We start from the raw sequence: 15,996 nt of genomic DNA, 5'->3' as shown, positions 1-15,996 counted from the left end.
TCTCCTAGCGGGGAGTGGCTGGCGCGCGGGCGATGTCGTGCCGCGAGGCCTTGAGCTGCGCGCGTTCCTTTTCCACCTGCTCGACGTGGCGCTGGCGCACGTGGCCATAGCCGCGGATCTTCTCCGGCAGCGAGGCCAGGGCGACGGCGGTGTCGAGGTTGCCGGCGTCGAGGCTGGCGATCAGGCCGTCGATCTCCCGCTCGTACTCGGCCAGCAGGCGCAATGCGAGCCGGCGTTCGGCGCTGTTGCGGAAGGGGTCGAGGAGGGTGCCGCGCAGGCCCTTGCAGTGCTTGAGCAGGCCGAAGGCCTTCAGCAGCCAGGGCCCGACTTCCTTCTTGTACGGCTTGCCGTGCTGGTCCAGGCCGCCGAAGGGCCAGGCGCCGACGTTGAAGTGGACCTTGTAGTCGCCCTCGAACACGGCATCGAGTTCTTGCCTGAAGGTGGCGGAAGCATAGAGGCGGGCTACCTCGAACTCGTCCTTGATCGCCAGCAGCTTGAAGTAGTAGCGCGCCACCGCCGTGCTGAAGCGCTCGCCCAGGCCCTGCCCGCGCTCGGCCGCCATGGCGCGGTCCACCAGGGCCTTGTAGCGCCGGGCATAGGCCTTGTTCTGGTACTCGGCCAGGTAGGCCATGGAGCGCTGGACGATGGCCCCGAGGGACATGTCGATGCGCGGCGCGGGGGCGACCGGCTCGCCGGCGCAGGCGGCCCGTTCCACCGCCTGCAGGTCGACTGCCGCGCGGCGGCCCCAGAGGAAGCTGGCCTTGTTGAAGTCGACCTGCACGGCGTTGAGTTCCAGCGCGCGCATGATGGCCGCGTGGGACAGCGGCACGCTGCCCAGCTGCCAGGCCGCGCCGAGCATGAACATGTTGGCGGCGATGCTGTCGCCCATCAGCTGCGCGGCGATGCGCAGGCCCTCCATGGCCAGCAGCTGGCCGTCGCCGCAGCGCTGGCGGATGCGCTCGACCAGCGCGCCGGCATCCATCTTCCAGTCGGGGTTGCGCGCGAAGTCGCTGGTGGGCACCAGGTCGCTCGCCACTATCACCCGCGTGCGGCCGGGGCGCACGCGCAGCAAGGCCTCGTCGCCGGCGGTCACCACCAGGTCGCAGCCCACTATGGTGTCGGCTTCGGCCGTGGCGATGCGTGTGGCATGCAGGCGCTGCGCATCGGCGGCGATGCGCACGTGGGACATCACCGCGCCGTACTTCTGCGCAAGGCCGGTGACGTCCAGCACCGAGACCGCCAGCCCCTCGATGTGCGCGGCCATGCCGAGCACCTGGCCGATGGTGACCACGCCGGTGCCGCCGACGCCGGTGATTAGCAGCGAGAACTCGCCGGCGAGCGCCGGCAGCGCCGGTTCCGCGATGGCCGGGAAGTCCGCCGCGCCCACGCCCGCGGTGCGCGTCTTGCGCAGCTTGCCGCCGTGCACGGTGACGAAGCTCGGACAGAAGCCCTCGACGCAGGAGTAATCCTTGTTGCACGAACTCTGGTTGATCTTGCGCTTGCGCCCGAACGGAGTTTCCAGCGGTTCGATGGACAGGCAGTTGGAGGCCCTGGAGCAGTCGCCGCAGCCCTCGCAGACAGCCGCGTTGATGAAGCTGCGCTTGGCCGGGTCGGCCCACTTGCCGCGCTTGCGCAGGCGCCGGCGCTCGGTGGCGCAGGGCTGGTCGTAGACGATCACCGACACCCCTTCGATCTCGCGGCAGCGCAGCATCACCGCGTCGAGTTCGGTGCGGTGCAGCAGCGGCACGCCGGCCGGCAGGCTGCCGGCGGGGTGCTTGGCCAGGTCGTCGGTCAGCACGAAGATGTGCCGGACGCCCTCGGCCATCAGCTCGGTGACCACCTGCGGCACCGTCAGCTCGCCGTCGATGGGCTGGCCGCCGGTCATGGAGACGAAGCCGTTGAACAGCACCTTGTAGGTCATGTTGGCCTTGGCCGCGATGGCCTGGCGGATGGCCAGGAAGCCGGAATGGAAGTAGGTGCCGTCGCCGATATTGACGAATACGTGCTTTTCCCGGGTGAAGCGGTGCTGGCCGAGCCAGTGCATGCCTTCGCCGCCCATCTGGGCGAACATCGGCGGCGTCTTGATCGGGTCGTGCAGCACGGCCATGGCGTGGCAGCCGATGCCGACCATGGCCCGCGAGCCGTCGGGCACCTGGGTCGAGCGGTTGTGCGGGCAGCCCGAGCAGAAGCCGGGGTTGCGGTTGGGCGAGGCCGGGTCGGGCAGGCCGGGCAGTTTGTTGGTGGCCGGCGGCAGCGCCATGTCGGGCAACCCGGGGTGCAGCTTGCGCAGTTGCCCGTGGATGGCGTGCATGACCTGCGTCGGCGACAGCTCGCCCCAGCCTTGCAGCACCGCCTCGCCATGCTCGGGGGCGAAGGCCTGGGCCGCTTCGTATTTACCGGCCACGCGCGGGTGGTTGGGCAGCGCCAGGTCATAGAGGATGCCCTTGACCTGGTCTTCGAGGATGCCGCGCTTTTCCTCGACCACCAGGATGGCGTCCAGCCCGTCGGCGAATTCGCGGACGAACTGCGGGTCCAGCGGCCAGATCAGCCCGGCCTTGCCGATGCGCAGGCCCAGCTCGCGCTGGCGCGTCTCGTCCAGGCCCATCCCGGCCAGGGCCTGCAGCACGTCCTGGTACGACTTGCCGGCCGACAGCACGCCGAGCCGGGCGCCGGGCACCTCCTGCAACAGGTGGTTGAGGCGGTTGGCGCGGGCATAGGCCACGGCCGCCGGCAGCCGGTGATTGACCAGGCGCTCCTCGCCCATCAGCGGGATGTCGAAGGTGCGGATGTTCAGGCCCTGGGGCCCCAGGTGCGGGGCAACCTGCAGCTCGGGCAGGACGATGCGCGGCGAGTCCGGGCCGACGCGCACCGAGCCGCCGCCCTCGACCACGTCGTTGTGCACCTTGAAGCCCACGGCGCAGCCGCAGAAGCGGCTCATGGCGAAGCCGTGCAGGCCCAGGTCGAGCAGTTCCTGGGTGTTCGACGGGTAGAGGATCGGCAGGCCGGCGGCGATGAAGATCGGGTCGGAGAAATTGATGACCGAGGAGGACTTGACGCCGTGGTCGTCGCCGGCGATGGCCAACACGCCACCGTGCTTGTGGGTGCCGGCGCTGCCCAGGTGGCGCATGGCGTCGGCGCTGCGGTCGGTGCCCGGGCCCTTGCCGTACCAGATGCCGAACACGCCGTCCACGCTCGAGCCGGGCAGCAGGCCGACGTACTGCGAGCCCCACACCGCGGTGATCGCCAGGTCCTCGTTGACCCCCGGCATGAAGTGGATATTGTTGGCCTCCAGGCGCGCCTGCTGGGCCCACAGCTCCATGTCGTAGCGGCCCAGCGGCGAGCCGCGGTAGCCGGAGATGAAGCCGCCGGTGTCCAGGCCCGCGGCCTGGTCGCGCCAGCGCTGCTGCAACGGCAGGCGCGACAGGGCCTGGGTGCCGGTGAGGTAGATCCAGCCCTCGCGGGTTTCGAACTTGTCGTCGAGGCTGACGCTCGGGTGGGACAGAGGGGCGTTCATCACGGTGTCTCCTGCTTATTCTTGTTCTGGCGTCTCTCGCGGAGTACAAGCGGCGGGGCGGGCAGGGCATGCCCGCCGGGCGGCTCATGGCGCCACGACGATCGTTGGAAAATAGTGCGGCGCGATACCGCGGGAGACTGTTAGGTATTTGCAATGCGAGGACGCTGTAGGAGTACTCATGACTACCCCTTCCGAGGTATCGGCAAGCCACCTGCGGACGCTGCTGGGCAACCCCTCGTTCGCCCTGCTGCCGGCGGAGGTGCGCGACGAGGTCCTGGCCCACGGCCGGCAACGCCGGCTGGCGGCCGGGCAGCGGCTGTTCCGCCGCGGCGACAGGGCCGATGGGCTGTACATAGTGCTGGAGGGCTCGCTGCGCCTGAGCGGCACTTCCCGGGATGGGCTGGAGGCGGTGCTGAACTTCTACGAGCCGGGCTGCTGGGTCGGCCTGGTGTCGCTGCTCGATGGCCAGCCGCGCATCCATGATGCCCAGGCGGCCATGCCGTCCCTGGTGCTGCAGCTCACCCCGGCGGACGTCGAAAGCCTGATCGGCCGGCATCCCGCCTTCGCGCGCTTTTTGCTGCACCTGCAGAGTTCGATGCTGCGCGCGTTGCTGGTCGGCTTCGAGGCCTTTTCCACCCAGTCGCTGGAACAGCGCCTGGCCAGCCGCCTGCTGGCGCTGGCCGCGGCCTTCGGCTCGGCCAACGCCGATGGCGGGCTGGCCATCGAGCTGCGCCTGTCCCAGGAGACCCTGGCGCTGCTGCTGGGCAGCACCCGCCAGCGGGTCAGCCAGTTGCTGAAGAAGTGGGGCCAGGACGGCATTATCGAGCAGAAGTACGGCTGCATCGTGGTGCTCGACCGGGGCCGGCTGGAGGCGCTGGCCCGGGAATGAGGCTTCAGCCTTCCTGGCACTCCTGCCAGCGCTTGCGCGCGCGCAGGTAGGCGGCGGTGTCGGCGTAGCCGAGGCGGGCGGCGATGCGTTCGCGGTCCAGGCCCTGCAGCTCCAGGTACTGCTCAAGCTCCGTGCGCACCGCGGCCAGCACCTGGCGGTAGCCCAGGTCCTGCTCCAGCAGGCGCCGGCGCAGGGTGCGCGGGGTCATGTGCAGCGCCGCGGCGGCGCTCTCCAGGCTGGGCGCGGCGCCGCTTTCCAGCTCGCCGCGGATGTGCCGCGCCACCCGCGCGGCGGCCCCGCTGAACTGCTGCAGGCGCGCCAGGCGCTGTTCCAGGCCGCTGACGATCAGCTCCACCAGCACCGGGTGGTGGCCGCGCATCGGCACCTCCAGCACGCGACTGTCGAAGACCAGGCGGGTGCGTTCGCAACCGAACTGCAGGTTCGGCCCGAACCACTCCCGGTACTGCGCATGGTAGGGCGGCCGCGGGTAGGCGAACTCGGCGCGTAGCGGCAGCACGGGTTCGATGCAGCCTTCGCGCATCTGCGTCATGGTCATGGCCAGGGCATGTTCGCTGTAGTGCCGGCGCAGGCGCTCCGAGGCCTCTATCTGCACCTCCAGCGCCACCTCGCCTGCGGCTTCGACGATGCGCAGGCGATCGAGGTCCGAGCCCAGGTGGGCGAAGCGCTGCCAGTAGCGCAGGGCCTCGCCGACGTTGGCGCAGCACAGCGTCAGGGGCACCAGCACGAAACGCTCCCTGGGCAGGAAATGGCTGAACAGGTGCAGGCCGACGGCCGGATCGATGTGCGCCGCGCGTTGCCATAGCTGCTCCAGTTGCGTCCGGTCGAATTCCTCGGCTTCGCTGTGCTCGCTGAGGAAGCGCGCCAGCACCCGGCCCATGGCGCCGCGGTGCCGCGGCTGGACCGGCGTGGCCACTTTGGTTCGGTTTTTGTCCTCTTCGGGCATGTTCGCCAGCGTCCTCTTGCCGTTTCATGTGACCGTTCGAGCGTGCTGTCTCGCCCTGCCGATCGATGACCAGCCACGCCTGCCGTTGATGATAAACCGAGAACGAGAAACATGATCCTTACCTGTCTGCCTCGCTTCGCCGCGACATTAGCCGCGCCGCTGCTGCTCCTTGGTCTGTCGATATTGGGCGGCGCCGCCCAGGCGGCGGAAAAACCCAACATCGTGGTGATCTTCGGTGACGACATCGGCATGTGGAACCTCAGCGCCTACAGCCGTGGCGCCATGGGCTATCGCACGCCGAACATCGACAGCATCGCCAAGGCCGGCGCCATCTTCAGCGACCACTACGCCCAGCCCAGCTGCACCGCCGGGCGCGCCGCCTTCATCACCGGCCAGCTGCCGATCCGCTCGGGCATGACCACCGTCAGCCAGCCGGGCGGGCTGCTGGGCCTCAAGCCGCAGACCGTGACCCTGGCCGAGGTGCTCAAGACCCAGGGCTACACCAGTGGCCAGTTCGGCAAGAACCACCTGGGCGACCGCAACGAGTACCTGCCGACGGTGCACGGCTTCGACGAGTTCTTCGGCAACCTCTACCACCTCAACACCGAGGAGGAGCCGGAGGACATCGACTACCCGACCGACCCCAACTTCAAGAAGCGTTACGGCCCGCGCGGCGTGCTGCACTGCTATGCCACCGACAGCGAGACGCCCGGCGAGGACCCGCGCTTCGGCAAGTGGGGCAGGCAGCGCTGCGAGGATACCGGCGCGCTGACGCGCAAGCGCATGGAAACCGTGGACCAGGAGCTGATCCAGGCCTCCTTCAAGTTCATGGACAAGGCCGTGGCGCAGAAGAAGCCGTTCTTCGCCTGGATCAACACCACGCGCATGCACGTCTTCACCCACACGCCGAACCAGTACCTGGAGCGCTGCAAGCAGTTCACCAGCGGCGAGGACGAACACTGCGCCGGCATGCTGCAGCACGACGAGGACGTCGGCACGGTGCTGAAGAAGCTCGACGACCTGGGCATCGCCGACAACACCATCGTCATCTACTCCACCGACAACGGCCCGGAGCACGAGACCTACCCGTTCGGCGGCACCAGCCCCTACCGCAGCACCAAGATGACCACCTGGGAAGGCGGCGTGCGCGTGCCGATGATGGTGCGCTGGCCGGGGCACATCCCGGCGGGCGAGGAGCTCAATGGCATCCAGTCCCACGAGGACCTGTTCACCACCCTGGCGTCGGCCGCCGGCATGCCCGACGTGCGCGAGCGCCTGGCCAAGGGCGACGACCTGGGCACCGGCGTGGTGAAGAAGAACTACATCGACGGCCTCGACAACCTGGCCTACTGGGAAGGCAAGACCGACCAGTCGGCGCGCCACGAGATCTTCTACTACGCCGAGAGCCGCCTGCAGGCCGTGCGCCTGGACCAGTGGAAGGCGCACTTCTACACCCGCGACGGCTACTACGGCAGCACCAAGACCCTGGAGATGCCCTGGCTGTTCAACATCCGCCAGGACCCCTTCGAGAGCTACGACCAGGCGCCCGGCCCGCGCGCCAACCTGCTGCAGAAGAAGACCTACGTGTTCAACCGCATGACCGACGCCATAGTCGCGCACCTGAAGACCTTCAAGGACTTCCCGCCGGCGCAGAAGGGCGTGTCGCTGAGCTTCGACCAGCTCAAGGAACAGATCACCAAGTCCGCCGAGAAATGATCTTGCCGGGCGGCCGCGAGCGGTCGCCCGACATACCCGTGCGCCAGCGCGCGCGCATAACAACAAGATTGGAGTTCTACCCCGATGAGTCAGCTCAGCCCCGCCGCCATGCAAGTCTTCGCTGCCATGCAGAACGCTCCGGTGGTGTCCCGTGACCACGCCCGCGAAGCGATCCTGCTGCTGGAAGACGACCTGCCCTGGGTCGCCCTGCCCGACGGTTCCACCATCCAGCTGCTGCACGTGGACCTGAACCAGAACCTGTGGATCAACCGCACCCGCATGAAGCCGGGCTTCGGCGTCGACACCCACTACCACACCGGCCCGGTGTTCGCCGTCACCCTGCAGGGCGAGTGGTTCTACCGCGAATACCCGGACAAGGTGAACAAGGCCGGTTCCTACCTCTACGAGCCGGCGCATTCGCTGCACACCCTGTGCGTGGCCGAAGACGCCAGCGAGATCGCCGACGTCTGGTTCGCCATCTTCGGCAGCAACGTCGACATCGACGAGAAGGGCGACGTCATCCGCATCCTCGACGCCAAGACCGCCCTGGCCGTCTACCGCGCGCTGTGCGCGGCCGAAGGCAAGAGCTGCGACAAGCTGATCGTGCTCGGTGAGTGAGATGAGCCGGTTGCAGAGCGCATTCGTCACCGGCGCCGGCGGCTTCATCGGCCGCCACCTGGTGCGCCAGCTGCTGGCCGAGCAGGTGGCCGTGGTCGCCCTGATGATGCCCGGCGAACCTGTGCCGGCAGAGTGGGGCGACAGGGTCCGCATCGTGGTCGGCGACGTGCGCCGGCTGCTCGAACTGCGCGAGCAGATCGGCCCGGTGGACGCCATCTTCCACCTGGCCGCGGTGGTCAGCGACTGGGGCAGCACCCAGTCCCACGTGGAAGTGACCGTCAAGGGCACCGAGCACGCCATCGAACTGGCCCTGGGCTGGGACGCGCACTTCGTGGTGACCACCAGCGTCTGCGCCTTCGCCAGCGCCCTGGCCAAGGGCCGGCTGAGCGAGGGCAGCCCGGTCGGCGTGCCGTCGTCGGCCTATGAGTTCTGCAAGCAGGAACAGGAGCGCGTCACCCGCGAGGGCGTGGCGCGCGGGCTCAAGGGCACCATCGTGCGGCCGGCCAACGTCTTCGGCGTCGGCAGCATGCCCTGGGTGAACTCTTTGGTGCAGGTGATGCGCGAAGGCGCGCCCTGCCTGCTGGGCTCCGGCGACTGGGACGCCGGGCTGGTGCACGTGAACAACCTGGTGGCGCTGCTGATCGCCGCCGCGCGCTCGGAGTACGTGCATGGCGATGTGTTCATCGCCGCCGACGGCTTCGGCGTGACCTGGAAGACCTACCTGGAGGCCCTGGCCAAGGCCGCGCAGACGCCGCCGCCGAAAAGCCTGCCGAACTGGCTGGCGCGCTTCATGGCCAGCGCCCTGGAGTGGTGGGGGCATCTGCGCAAGCAGACGCAGCGTCCGCACCTGACGCGGCAGACCTTCCGCCTGATGGGCGGGCCCAACGAGTTCGCCATCGACAAGGCCCGGCGCCTGCTCGGCTACCGGCCGCCGGTGAGCTTCGAGGCGGCCATGGCGGAGCTGACCGAGCATTTCCGCACACAGCGCCAGGCGTCGGCAGGCGCCGCCGGTGCAACAGCAGGACTGGAGAGCCAGGCATGAGTCAGTGGACCCACGGCACGCCGCGCGTCGCCTTCATTTCCGGCGCCGGCAGCGGCATCGGCCTGCAGATCGCCAAGGCCCTGGTGGGCGAGGGCACCAGCGTGGCGCTGTTCGACCTGCGGGTGGACGAGAACGTGCTCGCCGAGCTGCGCGGCCTGTGCCGGCAGCCGCAGCAGAAGGTCGAGGCCTTCATCGTCGACATCACCCGCGCCGCCGAGGTGGACGCGGCGGTGGATGCCGCCGCGACCAAGTTGGGCGCGCCGGACTTCGCCTTCAATTCCGCCGGCATCCTGCGCACCGCGCTGTTCACCGAGCTGCCGGCGGAAACCTTCGAGCTGGTGGTGCGTATCAACCTGATCGGCAGCCGCAACTTCGCCGCCGGCGTGCTGCGCTACATGCAGCGGGGCAGCCACCTGGTGCTGGTGGCCTCGCTGTCGGGAGTCATCGGCGGCTACACCCAGGCCGCCTACTGCGCCTCCAAGTTCGGCGTGGTGGGCCTGGCCGAGGTCCTGCGCCTGGAGCAGAAGCCGCGCGGCATCGACGTCTCCGTGGTGTGCCCCGGCGAGATCGCCACGCCCCTGCTGAGCTACGAGCGCCAGCACGGCAGCAAGGTCACCGAGGCGCTCAACGCCACCGCCGGTGTGCTGACGGTGGAGGAGGCCGTGGCCGGCATCCTCGCCGGGCTGCGCAAGCGCGAATTCATGATCACCCCGGGGTTCCGCGCCCGGCTGCTGCGCGGCATGGCGCGCAAGACCAGCGCGCTGCTGCGCTGGATCACCGACCAGACCCTCGCCAAGGCCCTGCAGGCCGAGCGGTAACGGGGTTGCCGTCCGTCCGGCGGGTGGCAACTCGGATTTTCCTTCAGGAGGAGTTCGGAGCATGCGCGTCCATCGAAAAGAACTTCTGATCACCGCAAGCCTGATCCTGGCCGTCGTCCTCGGTCTGGCTGCACAGGTTTTCATCACTTCTCCGGAGGGCGATCTGCTGTTCCTTGGGGCCGTGCCGGCGACCCCCGGAGCTGGTGGAGCCCCGGTACTGGCGATGGGCAGCCACCTGCTGCCATGACGGATGCCGTACTGCATGCGCCGTGAGTCCTTGTTGCTGGCCGGCTGCCTGCTGTTCGGCGCCGGCCAGGGCTGGGCGGTGGAGAACGGCGCCGGTTTCTACCTGCTCGGTTCCCGCGGCCCCATGGCCGGGGTACTGCCGCCGCCGGGGCTGTACCTGCAGAACGACTTCTACCGCTACAGCGGCAGCGCCGGGGCGAGCCGGGACTTCCCCCTCAACGGCAAGGTGGTGGCCGGCATCGATGTGGAAACCTGGCTGGCAATGCCGACGCTGCTCTGGTCCACTTCCGCGCAGTTGCTCGGCGGCAACCTGGGGCTGTCCTGGAGCCAGCCCCTGGGCGGGCCCGGCCTCGACGTCGACGCCGAGCTGACCGGGCCCCAGGGCGGGCGCTTCGCCAGCGACGTGCACGCCTCCAACTACACCTACGGCGACCCGGTGCTGGCGGCCTTCCTCGGCTGGCACCGCGGCAACTTCCACTGGCAGGGCGGGGTGTCGCTGAACGTGCCGGCCGGCGACTACGACGACCAGGCCCTGGCCAACCTCGCCTTCCACCACTGGGGCGCCGACCCCTTCGCCGCGCTGACCTGGTTCGACCCGGCCATCGGCCTGGACCTGTCCGTCGCCGCCGGCGTGACCTTCAACGCCGCCAACCCCGCCACCGACTACCGCAGCGGCAACGAGGCGCACCTGGAGTGGGCCGCCGAGCAGCACTTCGGCCCACGCTTCTCCGCCGGCCTGGTCGGCTACCACTACCGCCAGCTGACTGGCGACAGCGGCCGCGGCGCCAGTCTCGGGCCTTTCCGGGGCCGCGCCCGGGCCCTGGGCGCGACCCTGGCCTGGAACTTCCCCGGCGCGCGGCCCTGGTCGCTGCGCCTGAAGGCCTACAAGGAGCAGGGCACCTACAACCGCCTGGAAGGCCACGCCGCCTACCTGACGCTTTCCGTGCCCCTGGCTTCGTTCTGACGCACGGGCGGGGGCCGCACCAGTTCCAACCCAGAGCAAGGAATTCATGATGAAAGCCACACGCACGATGCTGTCCGCGCTGAGCGTGGCCGTCGCCCTGGCCGCCGGCCACTGCCTGGCCGCGCCGAGCTATGCCGACCCGCAGGTCAGCCTGGTGATGACGCCGCAGAAGGTCGCCCAGGCCCAGGAGATCGACGCCTACAACCTGGGGGTGATGGCCTACACCTGGGGCTACCCGCTGGTGCGCCTGGAGCGGATCCTGCGCGAGTACATCGACGTGCCGGCGAACAAGCCGCCGACCAGCTACCGCGGGCCGCTGAACCAGATCGGCTGGGCCACGGCGCTGTCCACCCCGGCGGACAAGGACATGCCCACCGCCAACAACGACACCCTGTACATGAGCGCGGTGGTCAAGCTGGACGAGCCCTACGTGCTGAGCGTGCCGGACACCGCCGACCGCTACTACGTGATCAACGTCTTCGACATGTACCACGACCTGGAGCACTACATCGGCCGTCGCGCCACCGGCACCCAGGCCGGGCGCTTCGCCCTGGTGCCGCCGGGCTGGGAGGGCAGCCTGCCGGCAGGCGTCAAGGCGCTGCCGGTGAGCACCGACAAGGTCTGGCTGTGGGGCCGCGTGCACATCCGCCAGGGCGAGGACCTGGCGCCGGTGCTGGCGCTGCAGAAGCAGTTCGACCTGCGCCCGCTGAGCCAGCTGGGCAAGGCCGGCTACGTGCCGGCGAAGCAAAGCCTGCCGGCGCTGCCGTCGATCGATGGCGACGAGCTGGGCTTCTTCACCCACCTGGGCTACGCCATGCAGCACAACCGCATGAAGACCGTGGACCAGGCGCTGGTGGGGCAACTGGCGCGCATCGGCCTCACCCCCGAGCACGGCTTCGACCGCAGCAAGCTGACCGCCGACCAGTTGCGCGGGCTCAAGCGCGCCCTGGCCGACGGCCAGTTGGTGGCGGGCAAGGCCACCATGACTTCCACCGTGCTGCGCAATGGCTGGAACGTGGCCCTGGTCAAGGCGTTCGGCTACGACTACCCGGGCCGCTCGGTCATGGCCGGCGCCTACCTGGGCGGCAACCTGGCGGAGGAGGCGGTCTACCCGATCCGCTTCACCGACGAGCAGGGCAAGCCGCTCAACGGCGAGAACCCGTACCGCCTGACCTTCGCCAAGGCGCCGCCGGTGGGGGCGTTCTGGTCGCTGACGATCTACAACGCCGGCGACAAGATGCTGGTGGACAACCCCATCGGCCGCTACAAGGTCGGCTCGGACACCCCGGGCCTGCAGGTCGCGGCGGACGGCTCGATCAGCATCCCCATCCAGCACGCCCAGCCGGCCGGCGCAGGCAAGGCCAACTGGCTACCGGCGCCCAAGGGCGACTTCTACCTGCTGCTGCGTCTGTACCAGCCGGACGCCAGCATCCTCGATGGCAGCTACGCGCTGCCGCAGGTGACCCGCGCCCGCTAGCGGCGCGGCGGATCGCGGACGGAGTCCGCTCCTACAAAGAGGAATGCCGTGCTTCACGGCGGCCTGTAGGCGCGGGCCCTGCCCGCGATTTCGCGCGCAGGGCGCGCTCCTACAACGGAATGGCGTGGGTGGGGTTGCGTAGGAGCGGATCTCATCCGCGAACCGCGCCGGATCGTCCGGCTATCGCGGACAAGGTCCGCTCCTACCGCATGAGCGAGCATGGCTTTCGTAGGATGGTGTTGAGCGAAGCGATACCCATCACCGCAACCGCATGGGTTTCGCCAAGGCTCAACCCATTCTACGAAAAGCGTCTCGGCGCGGCCGGCAAGACAGTTGCTCCTACGAAGAGCACTGGAGGCGCCATGGTTCGGGTGGCCCGGGCTACAAAAAAAATGGCGACCCGAAGGTCGCCCAAAACCACAGGTGCTGCTGCTCAGCGAACCCCGTCGCTGCGCAGGGCAGCCGGGGTGAATTTGGCGGCGGAGGAGGGCTCGCCGAAGCGGATCCAGCTCTTCTCCTGGTTCATCATGCCGCTGACCGCGTAACGGCCGGAGATCAGGTCATACAGGGATTCCAGGGCGTACCAGGGCACCTGCTGCTTGTAGTCCTGGGTCAGCATGGCCTCGCCTACGCGCCACAGCTGGCCGCGGCCGTCGTACTGGTCGGACAGGGCGATGCTCCAGGAGTCTTCGTCGACGTAGAAGCGGCGCTTGGCGTAGATGTGCCGCTCGCCCTGCTTCAGGTTGGCTTCCACCACCCAGACGCGGTGCAGCTCGTAGCGCGCCAGGTCCTGGTTGATGTGGCCGGCCTTGAGGATCTCGTCGTACTTGTGCTTCGGCGAGGCCAGCTCGTAGTTGTTGTAGGGGATGTAGATTTCCTTCTTGCCCACCAGCTTCCAGTCGTAGCGGTTGGGCGCGCCGTTGTACATGTCCAGGCCGTCGGAGGTGCGCAGGCCGTCCACCTCGGTGGTCGGGCTGTCGTAGGCCACCTGCGGGGCGCGGCGCACGCGGCGCTGGCCGGCGTTGTACTGCCAGGCCATGCGCGGTTCCTTCACCTGGTCCAGGGAGTCGTGCACCAGCAGCACGTTGCCGGCCAGGCGTGCCGGCTCGGTGACCCGCGACTTGTAGTAGTACAGGAGGTTTTCCGCGTCCTTGGGATCCAGGTCGGCCATGCCCTTGGGCACCGCCAGGTCTTCCTCGTAGCGGATGGCGGTGAAGCTGCCGTTGGTCTGCGGCGCGGCGGTGACCGAGGCGCGCAGGATGTTCACGCCGCGGAAGCGGGTGATGTGGTTCCACACCACTTCCAGGCCGTCCTTGGGAATCGGGAAGGCCACCCAGCGGCTGTCGGCGAAACCCTGCAGGCCGTTGCCGCCCTGCACCAGGCTGGTCTTCAGCGCGCTGGTCTTGGCCGCCTGGTAGATGAAGTCCGGGACCACGGTGCTGCGGTGGCTCGGGTAGACGTTCATCTTGTAGTCGGGGTAGCGCTTGAACATCGCCAGCTGGCCTTCGGACAGCTTGGCCTTGTACTGCTCGACGTTCTGCGCGGTGATGGTGAACAGCGGCTTCTCGCCGGCGAAGGGGTTGCCGGGGAAGCCCTTGGCATCCACCGCGGCGGCGTTCTGCGCCAGGCCGCCGGTCCAGGCCGGGATGCTGCCGTCGGCGTTGCCGGCCTTCTCCGCGCCCAGCGGGGTGAGGCTGGTGCCCAGCTTGGCGGCTTCGTCCGGCGACACCGCGGCCAGCACGCTGCCGGCCAGCAGGGACAGGGTGAATGCGCCGATCACTCGTAGTGCTTTGTTCATCGTTGAGTCCTCGCGGATCAGAAGTTCACGCCGACACTGAACGCGAGGAAATCGCGGTCGATCAGGGTGTTGTAGTCGCCGCCGAAGAAGTTGGTGTACGACAGGCTGGCGGTGTAGGTGTTGCGGTAGTCGGCATCCAGGCCGAGGCTGATGGCCTTGGCGCCTTCGTTGAAGGTCGGGCCGTAGCCTTCCACGTCGTGGGACCAGGCGATGTTCGGCTTCAGGTTGATGCCGGCGATGGCGTTGCCGTAGTCGAGGATGCCGCGGGCGCGGTAGCCCCAGGAGGTGTTGGTGTAGAAGCCGTGGGTGTTGCCCGGCGCCCACTGGCCGTACTCGGGGGAGCGGCCGTAGCGCATGGAACTGGTGGGTTCCAGGTCGCTCAGCTGGGTCAGGCCCAGTTCGCCCACCAGGGTCAGGCGGTCGGCGCCCATCACCTGTTCGAAGAAGTGGGTGAAGGTGGTCTGCACCTGGGTCATCGGCTTGCGTTCGTAGCCGCGGTTGATGCCGCCGGGCACGTTGGGCATGGTCGGCGAGCTGGTCGCCGCGATCGGGTTGAGCACCGCCAGGGAGACGTCCGGGGTGTTGATCTGCAGCGGCATGTTCGGCCGGTAGCTGATCTCGCCGTTCCAGGCGGTGCCGGTGGGCAGGCTGGTGGCGAAGCTCAGGCCGTAGAGGCGGATGTCCTCGGGGTACTCGATGAAGTAGTTGCTGTTGCCCAGCACGGTGCTCAGGGCCATGCCCTGGACCACCGAGGAGCAACCCGGGCGGCCACCGCAGGCGGCGCCGGTGGCGGCCAGGATGCGCCCCAGCGAGGCCAGGGTGGCGCCGTTGGCGGTCTGGCTGCTGTAGTAGGGGTTGCGGCTGTGGTAGTTCATGGCGTAGGCGCCGTACTCGACGTCGTCGGTCATCCAGCGCAGGGCCAGGCCCCACTGGCCGCTGTCGCCCGGCTCGCGGTCGCCGCTGCGCGGCAGGATCACCCCTTCGTCGTTGGCGATGAAGCCCTGGCCTGCGGCCGCGGCGATGGGCTCGAACTGCGCCATCAGCGAGCCGAAGCCGGGCGCGGCGTTGTTGGCGTTGTTCAGGTTGCAGCCGTGGGGGACCACGTCGGTGCCGAAGAAGGTGCCGCAGTTGTCCAGTACCGTCTTCTCCCACTTGAGCTGGTAGAAGCCCTCGACGGACAGGCTGTCGGTCACGCTCTGCGACAGGTAGAACATGTTCACCGGCAGCAGCGCTTCCTTGATCTCGGCGCCGGGGCGGCGGATGGCGGAAACGTCGATGGGGTTGATGCTGTTGATGCTGTTGGGGATGAAGGTGCTCTCGCCCCAGCTCACCACCTGCTTGCCCAGGCGCACGCTGCCCGGCAGGTTCTTGATGTCGTAGTTGTGGTAGACGAAGGCATCGAGCAGCTGCGCGCCGGAGGAGCGGGCGCCCTTGTCGCGGCCGTCGTCGCTGATGTCCTTGAACGGCCGGCTCTCGTCCTTGAGCTCGAAGTCGTACCAGTACTTGCCGCGCACGAACAGGCCGGTGTCGCCGTATTTCAGCTCCAGGTCGTGGATGCCCTTGAACAGCTTGGAGAAGGTCTCGCCCTTCTCGAAGTTCACGCGGCCGTCGTCGGTGGTGTGGGTGGCGATGTTGCCGCCGTTGTTGTAGCCGATGAAGTCCTGGTGGGGGCTCTGGGTGCTCCAGCTGGCGCCCAGGGACAGGGAGGAATCGAACTGCCCCTCGATCTCGCCGATGTTGAAGTTGACCGCCTTGGCAGGGGCGGCCACGCCCAGGGCGACGGCCAGCGCGAGCAGCTGCGGTTGGAAGAATCCAGGTCTTGTTATTGTTCTCATGAAACGCTCCAGTGCAGGGGGTGGAAGACTGCAGGCACAAGCTATGTGGAGCGCCGGGGGCGGATAAGCGCGCGAAAGTACGAGTGGCGCATCGGAAGAAGGTATGAGTCGTGCT

Annotated in this window: 12 protein-coding genes; 8 read left to right on the top strand and 4 right to left on the bottom strand. The window is 68.5% G+C overall.

All coding sequences use genetic code 11. The features are described 5' to 3' along the window. Positions 1-4: 4 nt before the first annotated feature. Complete coding sequence (locus IG194_RS30935; RefSeq protein WP_058489878.1) at positions 5-3,514, bottom strand: indolepyruvate ferredoxin oxidoreductase family protein; 3,510 nt, start codon at positions 3,512-3,514, stop codon at positions 5-7. Positions 3,515-3,692: 178 nt separating this feature from the next. Here IG194_RS30935 and IG194_RS30930 point away from each other — a divergent pair, with 178 nt between their 5' ends. Beyond that, complete coding sequence (locus tag IG194_RS30930; protein ID WP_052267809.1) at positions 3,693-4,403, top strand: Crp/Fnr family transcriptional regulator; 711 nt, start codon at positions 3,693-3,695, stop codon at positions 4,401-4,403. Between the two features lie 4 nt (positions 4,404-4,407). Here IG194_RS30930 and IG194_RS30925 read toward each other — a convergent pair whose 3' ends face one another. Further along, the gene (locus IG194_RS30925; protein ID WP_058489877.1) at positions 4,408-5,367 is read right to left on the bottom strand and encodes an AraC family transcriptional regulator ligand-binding domain-containing protein; all 960 of its coding nucleotides are present in this window, start codon (positions 5,365-5,367) and stop codon (positions 4,408-4,410) included. 111 nt (positions 5,368-5,478) lie between these two features. Between IG194_RS30925 and IG194_RS30920 the strand changes: the two genes are divergently transcribed. The 7 genes from IG194_RS30920 to IG194_RS30890 all read left to right on the top strand — a co-directional run bounded on the left by IG194_RS30920 (position 5,479) and on the right by IG194_RS30890 (position 12,248). Further along, the gene (locus tag IG194_RS30920) at positions 5,479-7,083 is read left to right on the top strand and encodes an arylsulfatase (protein ID WP_082656907.1); all 1,605 of its coding nucleotides are present in this window, start codon (positions 5,479-5,481) and stop codon (positions 7,081-7,083) included. A gap of 84 nt (positions 7,084-7,167) precedes the next feature. Further along, complete coding sequence (locus IG194_RS30915; RefSeq protein ID WP_009622303.1) at positions 7,168-7,701, top strand: 2,4'-dihydroxyacetophenone dioxygenase family protein; 534 nt, start codon at positions 7,168-7,170, stop codon at positions 7,699-7,701. A gap of 1 nt (position 7,702) precedes the next feature. Beyond that, positions 7,703-8,743 carry an NAD-dependent epimerase/dehydratase family protein gene (locus IG194_RS30910; protein WP_058489876.1) on the top strand — a complete coding sequence of 347 codons (1,041 nt, stop codon included), beginning with the start codon at positions 7,703-7,705 and terminating at the stop codon, positions 8,741-8,743. Beyond that, on the top strand, positions 8,740-9,561 hold the full coding sequence (locus tag IG194_RS30905; RefSeq protein WP_058489875.1) for an SDR family NAD(P)-dependent oxidoreductase: 822 nt from the start codon (positions 8,740-8,742) through the stop codon (positions 9,559-9,561). The genes IG194_RS30910 and IG194_RS30905 overlap by 4 nt, the downstream gene beginning before the upstream one ends. A gap of 61 nt (positions 9,562-9,622) precedes the next feature. Next, positions 9,623-9,808 (top strand): hypothetical protein, encoded by a 186-nt coding sequence (locus IG194_RS30900; RefSeq protein WP_058489874.1) that lies wholly within the window; start codon positions 9,623-9,625, stop codon positions 9,806-9,808. A 15-nt stretch (positions 9,809-9,823) separates the two neighbouring features. Next, positions 9,824-10,771 (top strand): transporter, encoded by a 948-nt coding sequence (locus IG194_RS30895; protein ID WP_058489873.1) that lies wholly within the window; start codon positions 9,824-9,826, stop codon positions 10,769-10,771. A gap of 49 nt (positions 10,772-10,820) precedes the next feature. Beyond that, positions 10,821-12,248 (top strand): DUF1254 domain-containing protein, encoded by a 1,428-nt coding sequence (locus IG194_RS30890; protein WP_058489872.1) that lies wholly within the window; start codon positions 10,821-10,823, stop codon positions 12,246-12,248. 433 nt (positions 12,249-12,681) lie between these two features. Here IG194_RS30890 and IG194_RS30885 read toward each other — a convergent pair whose 3' ends face one another. Both IG194_RS30885 and IG194_RS30880 read right to left on the bottom strand, forming a co-directional pair. Next, positions 12,682-14,046 carry a DUF1329 domain-containing protein gene (locus IG194_RS30885; RefSeq protein WP_009622294.1) on the bottom strand — a complete coding sequence of 455 codons (1,365 nt, stop codon included), beginning with the start codon at positions 14,044-14,046 and terminating at the stop codon, positions 12,682-12,684. Between the two features lie 17 nt (positions 14,047-14,063). Continuing rightward, positions 14,064-15,881: a DUF1302 domain-containing protein gene (locus IG194_RS30880; protein WP_009622292.1), complete on the bottom strand. Its 1,818-nt coding sequence runs from the start codon at positions 15,879-15,881 to the stop codon at positions 14,064-14,066. Positions 15,882-15,996: the final 115 nt, after the last annotated feature.

It is taken from the genome of Pseudomonas sp. ADPe (genome assembly GCF_014843515.1).
Classification (GTDB): Bacteria; Pseudomonadota; Gammaproteobacteria; order Pseudomonadales; family Pseudomonadaceae; genus Pseudomonas; species Pseudomonas citronellolis.
Note: the sequence above shows the minus strand (reverse complement) of the source record. Positions and strands in the feature narration are given on the sequence as shown.